The 21051-nt window shown below is 61.4% G+C and carries 20 protein-coding genes; 10 read left to right on the top strand and 10 right to left on the bottom strand.

Translation table 11 applies throughout. The features are described 5' to 3' along the window. The first annotated feature begins 104 nt into the window (after positions 1-104). Both D8U70_RS24800 and D8U70_RS24795 read left to right on the top strand, forming a co-directional pair. The gene (locus D8U70_RS24800) at positions 105-2144 is read left to right on the top strand and encodes an NADPH-dependent 2,4-dienoyl-CoA reductase (protein ID WP_130929985.1); all 2040 of its coding nucleotides are present in this window, start codon (positions 105-107) and stop codon (positions 2142-2144) included. 163 nt (positions 2145-2307) lie between these two features. Next, the gene (locus D8U70_RS24795; protein ID WP_130929984.1) at positions 2308-3231 is read left to right on the top strand and encodes a pyridoxal-phosphate dependent enzyme; all 924 of its coding nucleotides are present in this window, start codon (positions 2308-2310) and stop codon (positions 3229-3231) included. Positions 3232-3372: 141 nt separating this feature from the next. Here the strand turns inward: D8U70_RS24795 and D8U70_RS28155 are convergent, their stop codons facing one another. Next, positions 3373-3714: a collagen-like protein gene (locus D8U70_RS28155; protein WP_277751273.1), complete on the bottom strand. Its 342-nt coding sequence runs from the start codon at positions 3712-3714 to the stop codon at positions 3373-3375. A 52-nt stretch (positions 3715-3766) separates the two neighbouring features. Between D8U70_RS28155 and D8U70_RS24785 the strand changes: the two genes are divergently transcribed. Then, positions 3767-4108: a hypothetical protein gene (locus D8U70_RS24785; RefSeq protein WP_016770552.1), complete on the top strand. Its 342-nt coding sequence runs from the start codon at positions 3767-3769 to the stop codon at positions 4106-4108. An 84-nt stretch (positions 4109-4192) separates the two neighbouring features. On the opposite strand, the gene phnX is transcribed toward D8U70_RS24785, so the two are convergent. Both phnX and D8U70_RS24775 read right to left on the bottom strand, forming a co-directional pair. Next, entirely contained in the window at positions 4193-5020 is an 828-nt protein-coding gene (gene phnX / locus D8U70_RS24780) for a phosphonoacetaldehyde hydrolase (RefSeq protein ID WP_130929982.1), read from the bottom strand. 142 nt (positions 5021-5162) lie between these two features. Further along, a complete protein-coding gene (locus tag D8U70_RS24775) occupies positions 5163-6272 on the bottom strand; it encodes a 2-aminoethylphosphonate--pyruvate transaminase (protein ID WP_130929981.1) in 1110 nt (369 codons plus the stop codon). A 113-nt stretch (positions 6273-6385) separates the two neighbouring features. Between D8U70_RS24775 and D8U70_RS24770 the strand changes: the two genes are divergently transcribed. Next, complete coding sequence (locus tag D8U70_RS24770; RefSeq protein WP_110600749.1) at positions 6386-7252, top strand: LysR substrate-binding domain-containing protein; 867 nt, start codon at positions 6386-6388, stop codon at positions 7250-7252. A 125-nt stretch (positions 7253-7377) separates the two neighbouring features. Here D8U70_RS24770 and D8U70_RS24765 read toward each other — a convergent pair whose 3' ends face one another. Continuing rightward, complete coding sequence (locus tag D8U70_RS24765; RefSeq protein WP_110645473.1) at positions 7378-8250, bottom strand: LysR family transcriptional regulator; 873 nt, start codon at positions 8248-8250, stop codon at positions 7378-7380. A 271-nt stretch (positions 8251-8521) separates the two neighbouring features. Here D8U70_RS24765 and D8U70_RS24760 point away from each other — a divergent pair, with 271 nt between their 5' ends. Continuing rightward, positions 8522-9847 carry an MFS transporter gene (locus tag D8U70_RS24760; RefSeq protein ID WP_110600752.1) on the top strand — a complete coding sequence of 442 codons (1326 nt, stop codon included), beginning with the start codon at positions 8522-8524 and terminating at the stop codon, positions 9845-9847. Positions 9848-9919: 72 nt separating this feature from the next. Next, positions 9920-11311 (top strand): FAD-dependent oxidoreductase, encoded by a 1392-nt coding sequence (locus D8U70_RS24755; protein ID WP_130929980.1) that lies wholly within the window; start codon positions 9920-9922, stop codon positions 11309-11311. An 8-nt stretch (positions 11312-11319) separates the two neighbouring features. On the opposite strand, the gene tssI is transcribed toward D8U70_RS24755, so the two are convergent. After that, positions 11320-12708, bottom strand: coding sequence for a type VI secretion system tip protein TssI/VgrG (gene tssI, locus D8U70_RS24750; RefSeq protein ID WP_130929979.1), 1389 nt, complete (start codon positions 12706-12708; stop codon positions 11320-11322). A gap of 221 nt (positions 12709-12929) precedes the next feature. Here tssI and D8U70_RS24745 point away from each other — a divergent pair, with 221 nt between their 5' ends. Then, positions 12930-13634 (top strand): YebC/PmpR family DNA-binding transcriptional regulator, encoded by a 705-nt coding sequence (locus D8U70_RS24745; protein ID WP_073471330.1) that lies wholly within the window; start codon positions 12930-12932, stop codon positions 13632-13634. Positions 13635-13736: 102 nt separating this feature from the next. Here D8U70_RS24745 and D8U70_RS24740 read toward each other — a convergent pair whose 3' ends face one another. The 4 genes from D8U70_RS24740 to D8U70_RS24725 all read right to left on the bottom strand — a co-directional run bounded on the left by D8U70_RS24740 (position 13737) and on the right by D8U70_RS24725 (position 17694). After that, a complete protein-coding gene (locus tag D8U70_RS24740) occupies positions 13737-15050 on the bottom strand; it encodes a protein kinase (protein WP_130929978.1) in 1314 nt (437 codons plus the stop codon). Between the two features lie 157 nt (positions 15051-15207). Continuing rightward, positions 15208-16338: a cell division protein ZapE gene (gene zapE / locus D8U70_RS24735; RefSeq protein WP_130929977.1), complete on the bottom strand. Its 1131-nt coding sequence runs from the start codon at positions 16336-16338 to the stop codon at positions 15208-15210. A gap of 97 nt (positions 16339-16435) precedes the next feature. After that, on the bottom strand, positions 16436-17191 hold the full coding sequence (locus D8U70_RS24730) for an anti-sigma factor (RefSeq protein ID WP_110600761.1): 756 nt from the start codon (positions 17189-17191) through the stop codon (positions 16436-16438). After that, a complete protein-coding gene (locus D8U70_RS24725; RefSeq protein WP_095182094.1) occupies positions 17188-17694 on the bottom strand; it encodes a sigma-70 family RNA polymerase sigma factor in 507 nt (168 codons plus the stop codon). Before D8U70_RS24725 ends, D8U70_RS24730 begins: the two co-directional genes overlap by 4 nt. 156 nt (positions 17695-17850) lie before the next feature. Between D8U70_RS24725 and D8U70_RS24720 the strand changes: the two genes are divergently transcribed. Together D8U70_RS24720 and D8U70_RS24715 are read left to right on the top strand one after the other, a co-directional pair. Next, positions 17851-18957: a catalase family peroxidase gene (locus tag D8U70_RS24720; protein ID WP_130929976.1), complete on the top strand. Its 1107-nt coding sequence runs from the start codon at positions 17851-17853 to the stop codon at positions 18955-18957. Continuing rightward, positions 18954-19499 (top strand): cytochrome b, encoded by a 546-nt coding sequence (locus D8U70_RS24715; protein ID WP_024013443.1) that lies wholly within the window; start codon positions 18954-18956, stop codon positions 19497-19499. Before D8U70_RS24720 ends, D8U70_RS24715 begins: the two co-directional genes overlap by 4 nt. Positions 19500-19559: 60 nt before the next feature. Here the strand turns inward: D8U70_RS24715 and D8U70_RS24710 are convergent, their stop codons facing one another. Further along, positions 19560-20711 carry a M14-type cytosolic carboxypeptidase gene (locus D8U70_RS24710; protein ID WP_073471325.1) on the bottom strand — a complete coding sequence of 384 codons (1152 nt, stop codon included), beginning with the start codon at positions 20709-20711 and terminating at the stop codon, positions 19560-19562. Positions 20712-20806: 95 nt separating this feature from the next. Between D8U70_RS24710 and D8U70_RS24705 the strand changes: the two genes are divergently transcribed. Continuing rightward, on the top strand, positions 20807-21025 hold the full coding sequence (locus D8U70_RS24705) for a hypothetical protein (RefSeq protein WP_073471324.1): 219 nt from the start codon (positions 20807-20809) through the stop codon (positions 21023-21025). The last annotated feature ends 26 nt before the right edge of the window (positions 21026-21051 follow it).

Below are 21051 nucleotides of genomic sequence, written 5' to 3'. Positions count from 1 at the left end.
CGGTCATTGAGTGACAGCGGTGCGACTCTTAGTCTGTCGAACATGACTGACGGGGGACGTAGAGCTCCCGCAACTTTCCGTGATCGCTCGTTGTGGAGTTACCGATGACCGCCGCTCATTACCCGCATTTGCTGGCCCCGCTGGACCTGGGATTCACCACGCTGCGCAACCGTACCCTGATGGGCTCGATGCACACCGGCCTGGAAGAAAAGCCCGGTGGCTTCGAGCGCATGGCGGCGTACTTCGCCGAACGTGCCCGTGGCGGTGTCGGCCTGATGGTCACCGGCGGCATCGGCCCGAATGATGAGGGCGGCGTGTATTCCGGCGCGGCCAAGCTCACTACCGAGGAAGAGGCGCTCAAGCACCGCATCGTCACTCGCGCGGTGCACGAGGCGGGCGGCAAGATCTGCATGCAGATTCTTCATGCCGGGCGTTACGCCTACAGCCCGAAACAAGTAGCACCGAGCGCGATTCAAGCGCCGATCAACCCGTTCAAGCCCAAAGAGCTGGACGAAGAGGGCATCGAAAAGCAGATCAGCGATTTCGTCACCTGCTCGGTATTGGCGCAAACCGCCGAATACGACGGCGTCGAGATCATGGGCTCGGAAGGTTACTTCATTAACCAGTTCCTCGCCGCGCACACCAACCACCGCACCGACCGCTGGGGTGGCAGCTACGAAAACCGCATGCGCCTGCCGGTAGAAATTGTCCGTCGTGTGCGCGAAGCGGTCGGGCCGAATTTCATCATCATCTTCCGCCTGTCGATGCTCGATCTGGTCGAAGGTGGCAGCACCTGGGATGAAATCGTCATGCTGGCCAAAGCCATCGAACAGGCCGGCGCGACTATCATCAACACCGGTATCGGCTGGCACGAGGCGCGGATTCCGACCATCGCCACCAAGGTTCCGCGTGCAGCGTTCAGCAAGGTCACGGCCAAGTTGCGCGGCTCTGTGAGCATTCCGCTGATCACCACCAACCGCATCAATACCCCGGAAATTGCCGAGCAGATTCTTGCTGAAGGCGATGCCGACATGGTTTCCATGGCCCGCCCATTCCTCGCCGATCCGGACTTCGTCAACAAGGCCGCCGCAGGCCGTGCCGACGAAATCAACACCTGCATCGGCTGCAACCAGGCGTGCCTCGACCACACCTTTGGCGGCAAGCTCACCAGTTGCCTGGTCAACCCGCGTGCCTGCCACGAAACCGAACTCAATTACCTGCCGGTGCAGCAGATCAAGAAAATCGCCGTGGTCGGTGCCGGCCCTGCCGGTCTGTCCGCCGCCACCGTGGCCGCCGAGCGCGGTCATCAGGTGACGCTGTTCGATTCGGCCAGCGAGATCGGTGGCCAGTTCAACATCGCCAAGCGCGTACCGGGCAAGGAAGAGTTTTTCGAAACCCTGCGCTACTTCAACCGCAAGCTGCAAACCACCCATGTCGAGGTGTGCCTGAACACACGCGTCGACGTGGCCAAGTTGGTTGAAGGCGGTTACGACGAGATTATCCTTGCCACCGGTATCGCCCCGCGCGTGCCGGCGATTCCGGGCGTCGAGAATGCCAAGGTCCTGAGTTATCTGGACGTGATCCTCGAGCGCAAACCGGTCGGCAAGCGTGTCGCGGTGATCGGTGCGGGCGGGATCGGTTTCGATGTCTCGGAATTTCTCGTTCATCAAGGCGTAGCTACCAGTCTGGATCGCGCGGCGTTCTGGAAAGAGTGGGGCATCGACACGCAACTGGAGGCCCGTGGTGGTGTGGCGGGCATCAAAGCGGCACCGCATGCGCCGGCCCGTGAGGTGTTCCTGTTGCAGCGCAAGAAGACCAAGGTCGGCGACGGTCTGGGCAAAACCACCGGCTGGATTCATCGCACCGGTCTGAAGAACAAGCAGGTGCAGATGCTCAACAGCGTCGAATACCTGAGCATCGATGACCAAGGCTTGCACATTCGCATCGGCGAAAGCGGTGAGCCGCAACTGCTGGCGGTGAACAACATCGTGATCTGCGCGGGGCAGGATCCGTTGCGTGAATTGCACGATGGTCTGGTTGAAGCCGGGCAGAACGTGCACTTGATCGGCGGCGCGGATGTCGCGGCGGAGCTGGATGCCAAGCGCGCGATCAATCAGGGTTCGCGGCTGGCGGCTGAGTTGTAAGCACAACGCATCACCTGTGGGAGCGAGCCTGCTCGCGAAAGCGGAGCGTCAGCTACGAAGATTTCGCCTGACACGACGCCTTCGCGAGCAGGTTCGCTTGCAAACAGCAGGTTTTTTTGCGACTGCTGTTAAGATGCCGGCTCTGCAAACAGAGCCGGCATTTATGCTTTTGCCTCCCCCCAACTGGCTAGCCCAAGCCCCCCTCGAACCGCTCCGTCTAGGCTGGCTGGCAGACGCCGGCATCGAGGTCGCGATCCTGCGCCTGGACCGCATCGACCCGCTGATCAGCGGCAATAAGTGGTTCAAACTCGTTGAACATCTTAAAACCGCCGAGCGTGCCGGCGCCGAGGGCATCATCAGCCTTGGCGGTGCGCATTCCAATCACCTGCACGCGCTGGCGGCGGCGGGCAAACGGCTGGGTTTCAAAACCGTGGGGCTGCTGCGCGGGCACCCGCAGAACACGCCGACAGTGCGGGATCTGCAAGCGTTCGGCATGCAGTTGCATTGGCTCGGTTACGCCGGCTACCGCGCACGGCACGAAGCGGGATTCTGGGTGCCATGGCAAGCGCAATTTCCTACGCTGCATGCGGTGCCCGAGGGCGGTGGTGGACTGGCCGGCGCCTTGGGTTGCGCAGCGATCTGGCAGCAGGCCGAAGAGCAATTGGCCAAGCTGGGCTGGAATGATTTCGACGCCTGGTGGCTGGCCTGTGGCACCGGCACGACACTGGCCGGACTGGCGCTCGCCGAGCAAGGCAAGCGCGTGGTGTACGGTGCTCTGGCAGTGCCGGATGATCACGGCGTAGCGCCGAACATCGAGTCGATCCTCGCGCACACCACCGAGCCTGCGGCGGACTATCAACTGATCGATGCCAGCCGTGGTGGTTTCGCCAAAGTTGACCAGGCGTTGCTGACCTTCATCGATCAGACCGAGCAAACCAGCGGCATCCCTTTGGAACCGCTGTACACCGGCAAGGCCTTGCTGGCGCTCAAGCAGCATGTCGAGTCAGGCGAATTCGCGGTCGGCACGCGTCTGGTCTTTGCCCACACGGGTGGCCTGCAGGGACGGCGCGGATTTGCAGCGATGTAGCCGATGGTCGCGATCAATACATGCCAACCTGCGGCGTGATGATATTTGCAATCAATCGAAGTGCAAGTTTTACGGTTTATGACTTCTATTTATTGAAAGTTATTGTTGTACGTTGGTCTGCGCAGCGTAACTCTATGTTGTTTATATCTTGTGGTTTCTTTTGGTTTGAATAGTTTGTTGTGCGTGATTATTGTCGGCTCGGCTCTTTAGTTTGTTATTAAAGATCAAAACTATATTTATCAATTTGAGTGTGAATATGAAAAGTCCGATCTCGAAGCCTCGCCCTACTACCACAACGTCAAAGCCGGTAACACCAACAAAGCCAGTTGCGCCAACCAAGCCAGTTGTCCCAACCAGACCAGTTGCGCCAACCAAGCCAGTAATTCCAACCAAACCAGTGGCGCCGACCAAGCCGGTAGCGCCGACCAAGCCAGTGGCGCCGACCAAGCCAGTTGCGCCAACCAAGCCAGTGGCGCCGACCAAGCCGGTAGCGCCAACCAAGCCAGTGGCCCCGGTTGACACCAAGCGTCCGCCAATGCCATGGCCGACCCTTAACATCAACATCGATCCTGTGGCCTTGATAACGCTGATTCAAACAATTGGTGCGAAAGTCAATGTCGATGGCTCCACCACACTGCCTGACGGCAGCGTAGTCGCTGTAGATAAAACTTCGATCAAGCGTCCCGACGGCATCATTCAATATGAAGACGGCCGGGTAGAGTATCCGGACGGGCGAATCGTCTGGCCGGATAATACCGTTGAATATCCGGATGGCCGTATTGTCTGGGAAGATGGAACTGAACAATTGCCGGACGGAAGTGTTAAACATCCCGATGGTCTTGCGTACGATGCGCAAGGTAACCTTATTTCCGAATAAGTCATATCCAAGCGATGTCTTGACTCAAGACAGTGCAAAAAAAACACCGCTGATTGCAATCAGCGGTGTTTTAGTTTTCCAGCCTCAAGCGTTTTGCGGCATCTCCCCGTTGGCCAGACGCTTGTTGATGTCGGCGATCACTTCCGGCAGATCGCTGATGGTGTCGATCATGTAATGCGGCCGCGAATCTGCGAAAAGCGCGTGGATGCGCTTGCGCTCACTGGCGAGTTCATCGCTGCCCAACGCGCGGAAACCTTCATAGTCCAGACCCAGCGCGTTGCCCGAGCAAATCAGCGCAACCGTCCACATGCCGGCCCGGCGACCTTCGAGAATGCCCGGCACGGTGTCGTCGATCTTCACGCACGCTGCAACATCGTCGATGCCCAGAGCGATCACGTTGGCCAACGCTTGCGCCGGCCATGGACGACCGTTGGGCACTTCGTCGGTGGCGACCACGTGGTCGGCGACGTAGCCGTTGCTGGCGGCGAGTTCGACGACTTTGTCCATCACTGCTTTCGGGTAGCCGGAGCAGGAACCGATCTTGATCCCTTGCTCGCGCAGTTGGGCGATGGCGTCCAGCGCGCCGGGAATCAGTGCCGAGTGCTCGGCGATTTTCTCGATCTGCAACGGCATGAAGCGGTTGTAGATAGCGGTGACGTCATCGTCGGTCGGCGTGCGACCGAACACCTTGCGATAACGCTCGGCCACTTGCGGCTGATCACAGAGGGTGCGGATGTGATCCCACTTGCCCATGCCCATCGGCCCACGGGCTTCTTCAATCGACACCTGCACATCGAACTCGGCGAAGGCTTCGACGAAGATCTGCGTCGGCGCGAACGAGCCGAAATCGACCACGGTACCGGCCCAGTCGAGGATCGCGGCTTGCAGCTTGCTTGGATTGGTGTAGTTCATGGCAATCAATTCCTGATTTGAAAATGAGATCAAAATGTGGGAGCGAGCCTGCTCGCGAAAGCGGTCTGACATCAGCCTATGTGTCGCCTGGGACGACGCTTTCGCGAGCAGGCTCGCTCCCACAAGGGATTTTTGGTGGGGCTCAGATGTCGAGCACTTCCATCTCGCGCAGCACTTCACCCACTGCTGCCACGGCCTGGCGCATTTCGTCCGGGGTGACGTGGCCGATGCAGCCGACGCGGAAGGTTTCGACCTGGGTCAGTTTGCCGGGGTAGAGGATGTAACCCTTGGCCTTGACCCGCTCATAGAAGTCCTTGAACTGGTAGCGCGGATCCTGCGGGGCATGGAACGTGGCGATGATCGGCGCCTGAATCGCCGCCGGCAGGAAGCTGCGCAAGCCGAGCTTGTTCATCTCTTCCATCAGCGCCTGACAGTTGGCCGCATAACGCGCATGCCGCGCCGGCAGACCGCCTTCTTCGCTGTATTGCAGTAGCGCTTCGTGCAGCGCCGCGACCACATGGGTGGGCGGGGTGAAGCGCCATTGCCCGGTTTTCATCATGTAGGCGTGCTGGTCGTACAGGTCCATCGCCAGCGAGTGCGAGTTGCCAGCCGCGGCGGCCAGCGATTCCTTGCGGGCGAAGACAAAACCCATCCCCGGTACGCCTTCCAGGCATTTGCCGGAAGCGGCAATGAGCGCGTCGAATGGCACTTTTTGCGCATCCACCGGCAACGCGCCGAATGAGCTCATGGCGTCGATGATCAGACGTTTGCCATGTTGCGCAACGACCTCGGCGATCTCGGCCAGCGGATTGAGAATGCCGGTGCTGGTTTCGCAGTGGATCAGCGCCACGTGGGTGATGTCAGCGTCGGCGCGCAGCAAGCGGTCGACGTCAGCGGCGGTGGTCGGTTCGTCTTCGGCGGTTTCGAAGGTGCTGAACGAGCGGCCGAGCACTTCGCAGATCTTCGCCAGACGCTTGCCGTACGCGCCGTTGATCAGCACGAGGATTTTGCCGTCGCGCGGTACCAGCGTGCCGATCGCCGCTTCGACGGCAAAGGTGCCGCTGCCCTGTAACGGTACGCAATGGTGGCTGGCGGCGCCGTTGAGGATGGCTAGCAATTGCTCGCACAGGCTGGCGGTCAGCTGGTTGAAGCGGTCATCCCACGAACCCCAGTCGTCCATCATGGCCTGACGGGTGCGGGCCGAAGTGGTCAACGGGCCGGGAGTGAGCAGAATCGGTGCGGCGGTACTCATTCGTGTGTCCTCGCGAAAACGCTGTGGGATGAAGCTACGGGGCCTACGTTGCAATTCGCCGTTGCATCAATCAAATTGTTTGTTGTTATGCCAGCCATCAGTGAGGGTTATCCATGAACCTGTTTCAGCTGCGCGCCTTCGATGCCGTGGCCCGCGAAGGCAGCTTCACCCGCGCGGCTGCGCGGTTGTTCATCAGCCAGCCGGCAGTCACCGGACACATCAAGGCACTGGAAGAGCACTACCAGATCACTTTGCTGCGACGTACCGCGCGACGGGTGGAACTGACCGAGGAGGGCACCAAACTGGCAGCGATCACCCGCGCCATGTTCGGCCTGGCGGAAGAAGCGCAGACGCTGCTCGAGGCCAATCGGCAGTTACTGACCGGGCGTCTGGAGGTGGCGGCGGATGGGCCGCACATGGTCATGCCGATGCTGGCAAGCCTGCGCGCGCGCTATCCGGGGATCACCGTCAACCTGCGTCTGGGCAATGCCCAGGAAACCCTGGCGGCGCTGTTGTCGGAACACGCCGATGTCGCGGTGCTGACCGAGGTCGAGCCGCGCAAGGGCCTGCATCTGCAAGCGCTGAGCGAATCGCGGATCTGCGCGCTGGTGCCGGCGGGGCATCGCTGGGCGAATCGCTCCGGGGAAGTGAAACTCAAGGAGCTGGACCAAGTGATCATGGTCCTGCGCGAGCCAAGTTCGATTACCCGGCGCACGTTTGACCAGGCGTGTATGCAGGCGTCGATTCAGCCGCGGGTGTTGCTGGAGCTGGACAGTCGCGAGGCGGTGACCGAAGCGGTCGCGGCCGAGTTGGGGGTCGGTGTGGTGTCATCGGTGGAGGTCAGTCATGACCCGCGCGTGGTGGCGATCCCGATCGCCGGGGAAGGGCTGGTGAACCGGCACATGATTGGCTGCATGGAGCGCCGGCGCGAGTTGCGCTTGATTCAGGCGTTTTTTGATCTGGCGCTAGCCGCACCGTGATCGTTCCCACGCTCTGCGTGGGAACGCAGCCCGGGGACGCTCTGCGTCCCATCCAAAGCCGAACGCGGAGCGTCCGTTGAGGCATTCCCACGCAGAGCGTGGGAACGATCAGGACAGGGAGTGAGTCAGGTCAGGCTCTCGCGAACCATATCGAGAAACGTCGCCACCACCCGCCGCGAACTCTGTTCGCGCAAGCACACCAGGGTTTCGGTCAGGCGCCTCGTGCAGTCGGTGATCGGCAACGCGCAGACCCGTGAGTCGGCGCCGAACTCCGCCGCTGAAACCACACCAACCCCGATTCCCACCACCACGGCTTCGCGCGCCGCCTCCCGGCCTTCAACCTGAATCGCCGGGCGAATGCGCAAGCCCGCTCGGGCCATTTCCTCTTCCAGGGTCTGCCGGGTTACTGAACCGATCTCACGCAGCACCAGTGGCGTGTCATCCAGATCGGCCAGACAGATCGATTCGCGTTCGGCCCACGGATGATTGCGCGAAACGAACGCCACCATCGGATCGTTGCGCAACGGCACGCACAGCAAGCGTTCATCGCTCACGTCGCGGCCGAGCAGCGCCAGATCGGCCTGATAGTTGAACAGGCGAAACAGCGATTCATCGGTATTGCCGGTTTCGATTTTCACGCTGATCCCCGGGTAGCGTTCGCAGAACCGCGCGATCTGCGGCAACACGTGGATCGGCGCGTCCACCGCGAGAATCAGGCTGCCGGTCTGCAGGGCCTGGGATTCCTGCAGCAATTCCTGCGCTTCGGCTTCGATCACGAACAGGCGTTGGGTGATCGCCAGCAGGCGCTCGCCCAAGTCGGTCAGGCGTACGGAACGTTTATTGCGGTGAAACAGCAGCACGCCGAAGCGTTCTTCGAGTTTGCGTACCTGGTCGGAAATCGCCGGTTGCGTCAGATAAAGCCGCTCGGCGGCGCGGGTGAAGCTGCCATGGACGGCCACCGCGTGGAACGCTTTGAGTTGGGCGTGAGAGACGGACATGGTGGCTCCAGTAACAAGCTCGGCTTATTTGTGAAATACGATAAATCGATTTTATTTATTAAACAGTAATTGCTTTGATCGGCTCACGCCATCGCTGACTGTTCGGTCGAACAGCAGCGCCGGCCCATGAGCCTGTGCGTGCAACAGCAGACTCATCTGACCGCTATCGCCGAAGGGAAGGGGCGGTAACGCAGTGCTCAACAATAAAAAACACAGGCGTTTTTCTTAATCGATTCTGCCGGCACACTCACACCCTGAGGTCAGAACCACCATGAACAAGCACATCGGCACCCTGGCGCGTTGGCGCGTGCAGATTTTCGCTATTACCTGGCTCGCGTACGCCGCGTTCTATTTCACCCGCAAAGCATTTTCGGTAGCCAAACTGGGCATCGCCGAAGACCCTGATTTCACCCTCGACAAAATGGCCATGGCCAACCTCGACGCGATCTATCTGGCGGCGTATGCCCTCGGACAGTTCACCTGGGGCATGCTCGCCGATCGCTTTGGCCCGCGAGTCGTAGTGCTTGGCGGTTTGCTGATATCCGCCGCTGCGGCGCTGGTGATGGGCAGTTTCGCTACATTGCCGATCTTCGCCACGTGCATGTTGATTCAAGGTTTGGCGCAGTCCACTGGCTGGTCCGGGCTGTGTAAAAACCTTGGCAGCTTCTTCCCGTCAGAGCAGCGCGGGCGGGTGCTCGGCTTGTGGAGTTCCTGTTACGCGTTTGGTGGTCTGGTCGCCTCGCCGTTCGCCGGCTGGTGGGCCTACACGCTGGTCGGCACCTGGCACGCGGCATTCATCTCCAGCGCGGCGGTGGTCGCGGTGGTCGCCGTGCTGTTCTTTATCTTCCAGCGCAACAAACCGGAAGACGTCGGCTTGCCGGCGGTGGAGCCCGAGCCGGAACTGACCGCCGAAGAAACCGCAGCCAACAGCCAACTCAGCGTGTGGGAGCCGTTGAAGGAAATCCTGCGCAACCGCACGGTGCTGGTGCTGGGCCTGGCGTATTTCCTGTTGAAACCGGCGCGCTACGCGATTCTGTTGTGGGGCCCGGTGATTGTTTTCGAGCAGATGCCCAGTGTCGGCAAGGTCGGCGCGGCGATCATTCCCACCGCGTTTGAACTGGCCGGATTGCTCGGGCCGATCATGATCGGCCTGGCCTCGGACAAACTCTTCGGCGCCCGACGCATGCCGGCCTGCGTGCTGAGTCTGCTGGCGCTGACCGTGACGCTGGCGTTGTTCATGGCTGCGCTGAACACCGGCAGCGTGTTGTTGGTCGTCGCGTTGCTGTTCGTCATGGGCCTGACGTTGTATGGTCCGGACTCGATGATCAGCGGTGCGGCCGCCATCGATTTCGGCAAGGCCAAGGCCGGCGCCACCGCCGCCGGTTTCGTCAACGGCTGCGGCTCCGTTGGCGCGGTGCTCGGCGGTTTGCTGCCGGGCTACTTCGACTCGGTGACGGTGTTTATCGTCTTCGCCGGATGCGCGCTGTTCTCGGCGCTGGTGCTGATTCCGCACTGGAACAGTCGGCCGGTCGGCGTGATGGAGCCGCGCGCGGCGATCCCCAACTGCCCGCTGAGCGTCAAACCGCTGCGTTCCTGAAACCCTTCGCCCCGTGGCCTGCTGCGCGGTGCGCGGCAGGCTGCGTCGTGGCTATCTGACTGGAGATTTCCCATGCGACCGTTCTGGCTCGAGCAAGCCTTGCAGGCCGACCCATCCGAGCAGTGTCCACCGCTGCAAGGCGAGGTGCGCACGGATGTGTGCATTGTTGGCGGTGGTTACACCGGATTGTGGACGGCGATCATGCTCAAGCAGCAAAACCCGGAGCTGGAGGTGCTGCTGATCGAAGCAGACATCTGCGGTGCCGGCGCCAGTGGCCGTAACGGTGGTTGCGCACTGTCATGGTCGGCCAAGTATTTCACCCTGGAGCGCTTGTTCGGCGTCGAAGAAGCGGTGCGTTTGGTCAGGGAGTCGGAGCGCAGCATCCATGCGATCGGCGAGTTCTGCGAGCAGTACGGCGTCGATGCCGACTACCGCCTCGACGGCACGCTGTACACCGCGACCAATCGCGCCCAGGTCGGCGCAACTGATGCGGTGATCGCGGCGCTGGAGCGTAACGGCATCAACTCGTTCAGCCAGCGCCCGCTTGCCGATGTGCAGCGCATGGCTGGTTCAGCAAAACATCTGGAGGGCTGGTTTTCCCCGGCGGCTGCCAGCGTGCAACCGGGCAAACTGGTGCGCGGTCTGCGCCGGGTGGCGCTGCAATTGGGCGTGAAAATCCATGAGGGTACGGCTATGACCGGACTGGAAGAGGGCCGCCCGGCACGTATTCATACGCCATGCGGCAAGGTCATCGCCGACCGTGTGGTGCTGGCGATGAACGCGTGGATGGCCCGCGCGTTTCCTCAGTTCGAGCGCAGTGTGGCGATTGTTTCCAGTGACATGCTGATCACCGAACCGCGTCCGGAGCTGCTGCAGCAAATCGGTTTGACCAGCGGCGTCAGCGTCCTCGATTCGCGGATTTTCGTGCATTACTACCACAACACCCCGGACGGCCGGATCATGCTCGGCAAGGGCGGCAACACCTTCGCCTATGGCGGGCGGATGCTGCCGGTGTTCGATCAGCCGTCGCCTTATGCCGGATTGCTCAAGCGCAGTCTCGCGGATTTTTTCCCGGCCTTCGCCGAGGTCAAAATCGACGCGACGTGGAACGGCCCATCGGATCGTTCGGTGACCGGTTTGCCGTTCTTCGGCCAGATGAGCTCGGCGGGCAACGTGTTTTACGGCTTCGGTTATTCCGGCAGCGGCGTCGGCCCGTGTCACATGGGCGGGCAGATTCTCGCCGCGCTGGTGCAGGGCCTGGATAACCCGTGGACCCGTTCGCCGCTGGTCAACGGGCCGCTGGGTTATTTCCCGCCGGAACCGATTCGCTACCTCGGCTCGCTGATGGTGCGCAACGCCATCCGCCGCAAGGAGCGCGCCGAAGATCACGGGCGCCGGCCTCGGCATCTGGACGTGCGCCTGGCGAAATTCGCGGCGGCGGCGGGCAAGGCGGACAAAGGCTGAAGCGCCAATCAATGCTCGGCGCGGTGGCTCAGCCAGTCGAGCAACAGGCTGTCGCGCGCGGGTTCTGATTCGCGCTCCGGCGGCTGGCGTGCGTGGCTGAGGCACAGGATCGGTCGGTCCGGATCGCTGTCGAGGAAACTCACCCACACTTCACTGCCGGCACGCGGTAATTGATCGACCGCGACGGGGCCGCTGAGCCGACTCATGGCGATCGGCAGCCACAGGGCGTCGCTGGCGGATTTATCCGCAGACGGCCACAGGCTTACAGCGAGGCAGCCGTTTTCGTCCACTTGCGCAGGTTGCCCAGGCGCACCCGCCACTTTCGCCAAGTGATAACCGGCAATATTCGGGCGAGCTTGTTTGAGTGGCGGACGAAAGTCGGTCGACCAGGGCTGTGCAGTGAAGTCGTTGTGATAACGCTCAACGCTTGGCGCCGGATCAAGGATCGAAGGGTGCTGCCCGTGGTGGCGCACGGCGCATATCAGCCATTGTTCGTTGAAATGATGGATCGGGTGATCGGCCACAAGCAGCAGTCGGCCACTGAGCAAATCGCTGCAATCACTGCGCCCGTGAATGGAACGCAACTGGCAGCGCTGGCGTTGCAGATGGCGCCGGCTGCGCTGTTCGGCGTGCAGACGTTCCGGCGATCGCGCGGGCATCGGCAACTCGGTCGAGACTTCGTTGGCGGCTTCGGCATTGCCGGTTGGCTGGCCACGATTGCGCACCGCATGCAGCACCGGCACCGGCGCCGCGCGATGTTGTTGATAGAGTGCGCTGACGCAGGGCGATGGTGGTTGCTCATCAGCATTGAAAGGGATTTCGACCGGTTCCTGCGGCAGGCTCAGGCTGTCGTCGGCGAACACCACGACGTGTCCGTCCGGCCCGTGTTCGAAGTGATAGTGGATGCCTTCTTCTTCGCATAGCCGCTGCAGCAATGCCAGATCGCTTTCTTCGTACTGAATGCAAAACGCCCTTGCCGGGTAGTGACCGACGCTCATTTCAATGCGGTAGCTGTGCGCTGGCAGGGCATGTTCTTCGAGCAGTTGTTGAATGATCTGCGGCGTACTCAGGTGAGTAAACACGCGGCGCTTGTGCGTTTGCGCCAGTTGTTGCAGATGCGGCACCAGAATCAGTCGATAGCCGACCCGATGGGTCCCGCGATGTTCGCAGCTGGCGCTGGAAATGACGCCGTGGAACCCGTGCTGCTCACTGAGCCGCAGAAAGGCCGGCCGGTGCAGAAAGGATCCCGGGACGATGGCCGGGGCCAGTCCGAGCAGTTCGATGTCGAAACGGTAAGGCTGGTTCAGCGCTTCCTCGCCGCGAAAACGCACCACCGGCAGGCGCAATCCGCTGTCGGTCAGCGTAAGGGTGAAGGGACTTTCCTTGTCATTGAGCATTCGAGCAGGCCCTGTCAGGCGATACGGGGTTTCAAGGGTACGAAACCGTCGGGCTGAATGGTCATGTCAAAGGCGCTTTTCAGAATCCCCCTACATGCTTTGGTGAAGATGTCGATTCCGTCGGCTGTTTTTTTGGTCGATTGCCGACTTTAGGCCGTATAAACTTGCCGCCACGCGTCGGCCAATAGATGTCTCGGCGCCACAGATCAAGAGAGTGAGTAATGGGCGCACAGTGGAAGGTTAAACACAAAGAAGCGGCAGCCAACGCCAAAGGGAAGATCTTCGGCAAACTGGTGAAGGAAATCACCATTGCTGCACGCAACGGTGCCGATACCGCCACCAACGCACACCTGCGTCTGGTGGTCGAGCAGGCGAAGAAAGCCTCGATGCCAAAAGAAACCCTCGATCGCGCGATCAAGAAAGGCGCCGGTCTGCTGGGTGAAACCGTGCAATACCATCGCGTGACTTACGAAGGCTTCGCGCCGCATCAGGTGCCGCTGATCGTTGAATGCGTCACCGACAACATCAACCGCACCGTTGCGGAAATCCGCGTGGCATTCCGCAAGGGCCAGTTGGGCGCTTCCGGTTCGGTGGCGTGGATGTTCAACCACGTCGGCATGATCGAAGCCTCGCCGGACAGCCCGGATGCCGATCCGGAAATGGCTGCGATCGAAGCCGGTGCCCAGGATTTCGAGCCGGGTGAAGAGGGCGCGACGCTGTTCCTCACCGACCCGACCGACCTCGACGCCGTGCAGAAAGCCCTGCCCGAACAAGGTTTCACCGTGTTGTCGGCGAAACTCGGCTACCAGCCGAAGAACCCGGTCAGCGGCTTGAGCGACGAGCAGATGGCTGAAGTCGAAGCGTTCCTCGAAGGCCTCGACAACCATGATGACGTGCAGGACATGTTCGTCGGTCTGGCTGGCTGATCTGTCGCGCCAGTAATGACCTCTTCGCGAGCAGGCTCGCTCCCACATTTGAAATACATTCCATTGTGGGAGCGAGCCTGCTGGCGAATGACTGCGCAGCGGTCACAGATTCTCCAGCACCTCGATGACTTCACTGAACCCCGGCCGCCCCAGCACATCGGCCTGACAGCAGCGTCGTTCCAGCGCCTCCAGGTGCGCGCGCCGCTCCGTACTCAATCCTGAGTCGACACGCTCCAGCAATTCCCCCAACAACACACCGAACGCACGGACTTCCAGGCGCTGCAATGCGCGCGTCTGCACATCATCGCCGGTGGCATGAAACGACGCCGCGCCGAAATCCCCCAGCAGACAATCGCCCTGATCGTTCAACAGAATGTTGTGGCCATACAGATCGCCGTGGGTAATGCCTTGGCGGTGCAGGTGCTCGGCCGCTGAGGCGATGCCTTTGGCGACGTGCAGGGCGACCTCGGCGGGGAACCGGCAACCTTCGGCATAAACATCCCGCGAGCACGAGTCCAGGCTGGGCAAACCGGCGAGATTGCCGAAGCTCGGATCAATCAGTTGCATCACCAGCCCCTGCTGTTGATCGGGATGGCCGCTGATGCGCCCTTCGACGCGGATCAGGTTCGGGTGCAGGCCTGCGGTGATGCAGGCGTTCATCTCATGCAACGGCGAACCGTCGCTGGTCATCTCGCCTTTGTACAGCTTCACCGCAACCGCTTGCGCCGTGCCATCGTCACGCTGCCAGACCGCCCGGGAAATCACCCCGGAAGCGCCTTCGCCCAGTTGCTGTTCAAGGCGCAGCGCCGACCAGTCGATCAGCGGCGTGGCCTCAAGTGCAGCGGCATCGGCTTCGGTCTCCAGCGGATTGCCGGCGTAGGCCAGCCAGGTCAGGCTCGGCAAGGTCAGCAACCACTGCGGCAGTTCGCTGAGTTGATTGGCAGCGATGCGGAGCAATTCCAGCCGATGGCAGTGACGCAGGGAGTCTGGCAGCGATTGCAGGCGATTGCCGGCGAGCATGAGCTTCTGCAAAGCGGGGCGTTCACCGAGTTCGCTGGGCAGACTTTCGATGCGGTTATCGGTGAGGATCAGCCAGCGCAGCTGCGGCGGCAGGGCGGCACCGGGCACATTGACGATACGGTTGGCCTTGAAGCCGACCATGGTCAGCGCGGTGCACTGGCCGAGGCACGCCGGCAGTTCGCTGAACTGGTTGTCGGAGCAGAACAGCACGCGCAGGCGGGTCAGGCGGTGCAGGTCAGCGGGCAGGCTGGATAACGCGTTGCCGCTGAGGTTGAGCACTTCCAGCGTCTCGGCCAGTTGGAAAATTTCGTTGGGGAATTCGGTCAGCCCGCAGGACAGGTCGAGGCGGGTAACGCCTGACAGCTCGCCGGCGCGCAGTTGAGCAAGGGTGTGCATGTCTGGTTTCGCTATTGATCGGTGGAGCGACGCGGGGGCGCTGGAATGGGCGACATGATAGCGGTAAAGCGGATGCTGAACGGATTTTGAGTTGTCCCGGACCCTGTGGGAGCGAGCAGGCTCGCTCCCACAGGGCTCGCTCTCACAGGGTAGGGAGTCAGTTGGGAGCGTGGATTGCCTGCAATTGCCCCAACCGGCTGCGCGTGCGCGCCAGGTCAATGGCGTGACCTTCCAGGCTCTGGCCCAGCGGCAGTTGGCCGAGCAGGGTCAGGTGTTTGTCCTGATCGTAGAGCACGTCGATCAGATTGATGAAGCGCTGCTGCACGGCGATCGGACATTCGCCGAGCTGCGGCAGCTCATCGATGATCCACTGGTCGAAACGCTGGCACAGTTGCAGATAATCCATCACTGCCGTTGGCTGTTCGCACAGGTCGTTGAAGGTGAACGCGACTCTTCGGCCTTGGCAAAAACGGGCCTGAAGCTGGCGCTTGCCAACTTCGAGGGCAAGGGCAGGCGCGTCGGCTGGTGGCAGGTCCAGAGTCTGACGTTGAGCTGCCGTCGCCGGCCAAACGTAATGTCCTTGGGTAAACACTTGATGCGTGTGTTGGCGGTTGAGTGCGCGGTAGTCGTGGGCGCCGCCGACTTCCATCACTTGCATGCGCGTGTTGATCAGCTCGATCACCGGTTTGAAGCGCGCGTGATACAGCGGATTGGGCAGCAGGCCCTCGGGTGCATAGTTGGAGGTCACCAGCAGCATGATCTGCCGTTTGAACAGGGCCTTGAACAGCCGCGTGATCAGCATCGCGTCGCCGATGTCATGCACGTGAAACTCGTCGAAACACAGCACCTGGCAATCTTCCAGCAACTCATCCAGGGTGATTTCCAGCGCGTCTTCCTCCTGGCGATGACGGAACATGCCGTCGTGCAACCGAGCGAAGAACTGATGGAAATGCAGGCGGCGTTTGCGCGTGATCGGCAGCGCCTGGAAAAAACCGTCGAGCAACCAGCTCTTACCGCGCCCGACGGCGCCGTACAGGTACAGACTCGGCGGGGTGTGGCCGCTGTCGCCGAGCAGCACGCTGGCTTGCTGCGCCATGCAGTCGATGACTTGCTGCTGACTGCGGCTGAGGGTGTAGCCCTGGCTTTTGGCCTTGTCACGGAAATAATCGCGGATGGTCGCAGCATGAGCATCGTGCCCGGCGCTGGCGGGCAGGCCTTTGCCGAACAGGCGGCGCAGCAACGGCCAGCGTTGGCTCAGTCGTGATCGTTTCGGCGTTCGGGCGGGCACGCGGGACAGGCTCCTGTTCGATTGGGCGGGCTCCACCGGGAGCGCGGTGGCCCAAGTGTAACCAGAGCCCGGGCGTCGGCTCCATGAAATATCACCATCAGAACGGTGGCGATTGCTTGAGCAACTCTGCCGCCGGCGAGTCGGTCGGGCTGACCACCGCATAGTTGTAGCCCGGCCCTGACCAGTAATCGGCCTGCAGATCGCCATCGCTGCGCGAGCCACGCGGCAGCAGGGTGTTTTTCGGCCCCGGTGGACGCAGGTAGAAACTGACCTTGTGACCGCTGCCATCCTCATACATCACCATCGCCGCCGCGCCTTCATCGGTGCTGAGCAAGCGCCCGCTGACCGGCTCGAATCCGGCAGCTTTCAAGTCCGGCAAGCGCCCGGCACCGCTGAAGTAGCGGTCGAGCCAACGCTGCATGTCGCCGTCGCTGTCGACCTTGTAATCGGCGGGCAGTACGCCTTGCTGGGCGATCAGGCGATAGGCTTGCAACGCGTCAGTCATCGGCAATTGCGCAGGGCGCGCCAGGGTCATTTCCCGCGCCTGCCAGCCACTGAAACCGCCGATGCTCACGGCAATGAGCAACACCGCCGCGCTGGCCAGGTGGCGACGGGACTGCTGGCGGCGGCGCTGGCGAATCATCATCGGGTCGAGCGCCGGATTGGCCGGTTGCTGCAAGGCGCCACTCAGCGCTGCGCGCAACTGTTGAGCATCGCGTTGCCAGGCGCGCACCTGCGCCGCTTCTTCGGGGTGGCTGGCCAGCCAGGTCTCGAGCACGCGCCGATCGGCGTCGCTGAGCTGGTGGTCGACGTAGGCGTGCAAATCACGTTCGCTGGGAGGCAGGCTGATCATTTGAGTATCCGTAAGGAAGGGCTGCTGATTTCGCCGTCGCTGAGTTGGCGCAAGGCCTGGCGGGCGCGGGAAAGGCGCGACATCACGGTGCCGATCGGGGCGCCGAGGATCTCGGCGACCTCTTTATAGGACAGGCCTTCCACCGAGACCATCAGCAGCAAGGCGCGCTGTTCGGTGGGCAGGCGTTCGAAGGCTTGCAGGGTCGACTGGGCAATCACCGTGCGTTCCACCGACGGCTCGGCGTCGTCGCGACCGGTGAAAAATTCCAGCATCCGCGCATAGCGCCGCGAACGACGGTGCGCGTCGAGAAATTGCCGATAGAGGATCGCGAACAGCCAGGCGCGCACGTCGCCCTCAGCGCGTTTCTCGCCCCAGGCCGACAGCGCCCGCTCGAGGCTGGCCTGGACCAGATCGTCAGCGCTGCTGCTGTTGCGCGTCAACGACACGGCGAAGCGGCGCAATCTGGGAATGATTTCTCTCAACTGTTCGTCGAATTCGCTCATGAATTTCTGCTGGTCGCTACGCTGTGGACTAGGAAGACGCCCGTCAGCGCAGGTTATTCCCCGTGCGCAAAAATAAATACCGCGCCGTGGAATAAACCCGGACGGGGTGCGTCTTGCTGACTCTTTCCACTTGTGGCCGATGGCCTGGAGATATTCATGGTTGATCGCTCGTCCCCCAACGCTGCACCGCCCGGCAGGCCGCCGCGCCAGCCACTGAGCGCCGCGAGCCTGGTTTTACGTCTGGGCGGCATTGCCGTGATTGTCGCCGCCGTGGCCGGGGCGTTTGCCTACGTGCATGGCAACCTTGACCCACAACGATTGACGCCAAAAGCGTTGGTCGATGTGCTGGAAAAGAACAACGGCGTGCATCCCGGCTTTCGTCGCAATCACGCCAAGGGCGTGTGCGTGATCGGCCATTTCGAAAGCAGCGGCGAGGCGCGGGCATTCTCTACAGCACAAGTGTTCAACCTGCCGCAGACACCGGTGGTGGGTCGTTTTGCCTTGCCGGCGGGCAATCCCTATGCGCCGGACAGCGCCGTACCGATCCGCAGTCTGGCGCTGCGCTTCACCCAGGCGAACGGTCAGCAATGGCGCACCGGCATGAACAGCATGCCGGTGTTCCCGGTGGGCACGCCTGAAGCGTTCTACCAATTGCAGCAGGCGCAGTCGCCGGATCCAGCCACCGGCAAGCCCGACCCGACGAAGGTGCCGGCGTTCTTCGCTGCACACCCGGAAGCCGTGCCGTTCTTGACGTGGGTGAAGACCGCCAAGCCTTCGGCCAGCTACGCGACCGAAACCTATAACAGCATCAATGCGTTCTATCTTGTCGATGGCAACGGTAAAAAACAGGCCGTACGCTGGAGCATGACCCCGTTGGCGCAGGACGCGGCAGGTACCACAGCCCCTGAAGGCGCCGATTTTCTCGAGAAGGATCTAGTGCAACGCCTGGCCGCCGCACCCTTGCGCTTCCAGTTGAACATCACCCTGGCCAATGCCGACGACCCGGTCAACGATGCCAGCAAGACCTGGCCCGCAAATCGCAAAGTGCTGAACGCCGGGACTTTGGTGCTGGAGAAAACCCAGCCGCAGCTCAGCGGTGAATGCCGCGACATCAACTACGACCCGCTGGTGCTGCCGGCCGGGATTCAAGGCTCGGCAGATCCACTGCTGGCCGCGCGTTCTGCTGGCTACGCCGATTCCTACCTGCGTCGCACCAGTGAAGTCAGCCAGTTGCCCGCCGCCAAACAGGAGGCTCGTCCATGAGCAAGCAACCGACGCATTTCGTTTTGCTGGCGCGCCTGCTGCACTGGCTGATGGCGCTGATGATCATCGCCATGCTGTTTATCGGCGCGGGCATGGTCACTTCGGTGTCGTCTCGCCATGAATGGCTGATTCATTTGCACAAGCCGCTGGGCATCGCGATTCTGGCGCTGGTGATCGTGCGCCTGCTGGTGCGCTTCACCACACGACAACCGCCACTGCCGGATGATCTGCCGGGCTGGCAGGTGCTGGCAGCCAAGGCTTCCCATGTCTTGTTGTATGCGTTGATGCTGGTGTTGCCGTTGCTCGGCTGGGCGATGATCAGTGCCTCGGGCGAGCCGGTGATGCTGACGGCGTCGCTGCATCTGCCGTCGATTGTGCCGGCTGACGCGCAACTGTTTGCGGTGCTGCGCAAGTCCCATGGCTATCTGGCGTATCTGCTGTTTCTGACGGTGCTGCTGCACCTGGCGGCGGCGCTGTTTCATGGCTGGGTGCGTCGTGACGAAGTGCTCGACAGCATGTTGCGCGGGCGTGATCGCGGCTGACGGGTTTAAAGCAAAAGATCGCAGGCCGGCTGCGATCTTTTGTCGTTACAGAGGAGGGGATCAGCGCAGGGTGTCGACCATGTCGGCGAGGGTGGTCAGCACATCCTTGCCCAATTGCTTGGAACGTTTGCCCGACCAGCCGGTGATCTTGTCCGGGTGGTCGTCGTGGTCCTTGAAGGGCATCTCCAGGGTCAGCGACAGGCAATCGTACTTCTGCCCGACGCTGTTGCAGGCCAGGGTCATGTTGGCCTGTCCCGGTTCGTCGCGGGTGTAGCCGTAGGTGGTCTGGAAGTCTTTGGTGGTGTGCTTCAGATGGCTGCGGAAATGCTCTTCAAGCTTTTCGATGCGCGGTGTAAAGCCAGGATTGCCTTCACAGCCGGCGGTAAAGACGTGGGGGATTTCCTCGTCGCCGTGCACGTCGATAAACGCATCGACGCCATATTTTTCCATCTGCTGCTGGACGAAAAGCACTTCCGGACTGATGTCCTGGCTGGCGTTCTGCCAGGCCCGGTTCAAGTCCTGACCCATGGCATTGGTGCGCAGATGGCCATGGAAGGCGCCGTCCGGGTTCATGTTCGGCACCAGATACAGATCGGCGCTAGCCAGCAGTTTGTTCAATACCGGATCGTCCTGGCGCTCCAGACGCTCAATCACGCCTTCCATGAACCATTCAGCCATGTGCTCGCCCGGATGCTGCTGGGCAATGATCCAGATCTTGCGCTGGCCTTCGGCACCGGTGCCTTTGCGCAGCAGCTGAATGTCCCGGCCCTCGACACTTTTGCCGGTCGCCAGCAATTCGGTGCCAGCCTTGCTCAGCGCCTGCTCGATCAACCAGTCGTGGCGGCCGCGGCTGTAGGGCTCGAAGTAGGCGAACCAGGCGTGGGTCTGTTCGGCTTCGAGGCAGAAGCGCAGGCTGTCGCCTTCGAAGCTGGTGGGGATGCGGAACCAGTTGACGTGGTCGTAGGAAGCGACTGCCTGATAGCCGGTCCAGGCCTTGTTATAGGAGGACTGGCTGGCGTTGACCAGACGAAACCAGTGTTCCTGATGCACATGCAGGCCGCTGGCCTTGAAGTGGAACCACTGAAAATGAGCGCTGCGGGTGTCCGGGCGGATGGCCAGAACCGGATTGAGCGGGTTGCTGATGTCGATGACTTGGATATTGCCGCTGTCGAAATTGGCGCTGATGTCGAACGAAGATTTGGCCACGGTCATAATCGCTTCCAGAGCAGGATTTTTATGACCGGTACTTTACACGCAGGCAGGGCTGAAACCGAGGGGAATTGCGGGTGTAGCGGGGGGCGTCTTCCGTGACGCGCCAGCAGCTTAGAGGCTATGCGATTGATTCTCAAGTGCTGATTGCCATTAGTTTTGCCCAATGTCGCCGGGCTCGGCTTGCCAATCAATATTCTTTTGATATTATCCGCGCCATCGAATTTGCAGCACCCAAAGACTTCATTAGCCTGAAGACACAAGCCCGAAAAACGGGCAAAAAAAGACCCGGCAAAAAGCCGGGTCAAAAACCGTGATTAGCCTGATGAGGAGATAGTCCAGA

Origin of the sequence: Pseudomonas sp. Sample_20, assembly GCF_004307585.1 — a bacterium.
In the GTDB taxonomy this organism is placed as follows: domain Bacteria; phylum Pseudomonadota; class Gammaproteobacteria; order Pseudomonadales; family Pseudomonadaceae; genus Aquipseudomonas; species Aquipseudomonas atacamensis.
The sequence above is the reverse complement of the archived record's forward strand: the minus strand, read 5'-3'. Positions and strand labels throughout refer to the sequence as shown.

What these genes read in the sequence shown, in the direction of transcription:
- D8U70_RS24800 (WP_130929985.1), top strand. Translation starts at nt 105, where the DNA reads ATGACCGCCGCTCATTACCCGCATTTGCTGGCCCCGCTGGACCTGGGA.
- D8U70_RS24795 (WP_130929984.1), top strand. Translation starts at nt 2,308, where the DNA reads ATGCTTTTGCCTCCCCCCAACTGGCTAGCCCAAGCCCCCCTCGAACCG.
- D8U70_RS24785 (WP_016770552.1), top strand. Translation starts at nt 3,767, where the DNA reads ATGCCATGGCCGACCCTTAACATCAACATCGATCCTGTGGCCTTGATA.
- phnX (WP_130929982.1), bottom strand. Translation starts at nt 5,020, where the DNA reads ATGAACTACACCAATCCAAGCAAGCTGCAAGCCGCGATCCTCGACTGG.
- D8U70_RS24775 (WP_130929981.1), bottom strand. Translation starts at nt 6,272, where the DNA reads ATGAGTACCGCCGCACCGATTCTGCTCACTCCCGGCCCGTTGACCACT.
- D8U70_RS24770 (WP_110600749.1), top strand. Translation starts at nt 6,386, where the DNA reads ATGAACCTGTTTCAGCTGCGCGCCTTCGATGCCGTGGCCCGCGAAGGC.
- D8U70_RS24765 (WP_110645473.1), bottom strand. Translation starts at nt 8,250, where the DNA reads ATGTCCGTCTCTCACGCCCAACTCAAAGCGTTCCACGCGGTGGCCGTC.
- D8U70_RS24760 (WP_110600752.1), top strand. Translation starts at nt 8,522, where the DNA reads ATGAACAAGCACATCGGCACCCTGGCGCGTTGGCGCGTGCAGATTTTC.
- D8U70_RS24755 (WP_130929980.1), top strand. Translation starts at nt 9,920, where the DNA reads ATGCGACCGTTCTGGCTCGAGCAAGCCTTGCAGGCCGACCCATCCGAG.
- tssI (WP_130929979.1), bottom strand. Translation starts at nt 12,708, where the DNA reads ATGCTCAATGACAAGGAAAGTCCCTTCACCCTTACGCTGACCGACAGC.
- D8U70_RS24745 (WP_073471330.1), top strand. Translation starts at nt 12,930, where the DNA reads ATGGGCGCACAGTGGAAGGTTAAACACAAAGAAGCGGCAGCCAACGCC.
- D8U70_RS24740 (WP_130929978.1), bottom strand. Translation starts at nt 15,050, where the DNA reads ATGCACACCCTTGCTCAACTGCGCGCCGGCGAGCTGTCAGGCGTTACC.
- D8U70_RS24730 (WP_110600761.1), bottom strand. Translation starts at nt 17,191, where the DNA reads ATGATCAGCCTGCCTCCCAGCGAACGTGATTTGCACGCCTACGTCGAC.
- D8U70_RS24725 (WP_095182094.1), bottom strand. Translation starts at nt 17,694, where the DNA reads ATGAGCGAATTCGACGAACAGTTGAGAGAAATCATTCCCAGATTGCGC.
- D8U70_RS24720 (WP_130929976.1), top strand. Translation starts at nt 17,851, where the DNA reads ATGGTTGATCGCTCGTCCCCCAACGCTGCACCGCCCGGCAGGCCGCCG.
- D8U70_RS24715 (WP_024013443.1), top strand. Translation starts at nt 18,954, where the DNA reads ATGAGCAAGCAACCGACGCATTTCGTTTTGCTGGCGCGCCTGCTGCAC.
- D8U70_RS24710 (WP_073471325.1), bottom strand. Translation starts at nt 20,711, where the DNA reads ATGACCGTGGCCAAATCTTCGTTCGACATCAGCGCCAATTTCGACAGC.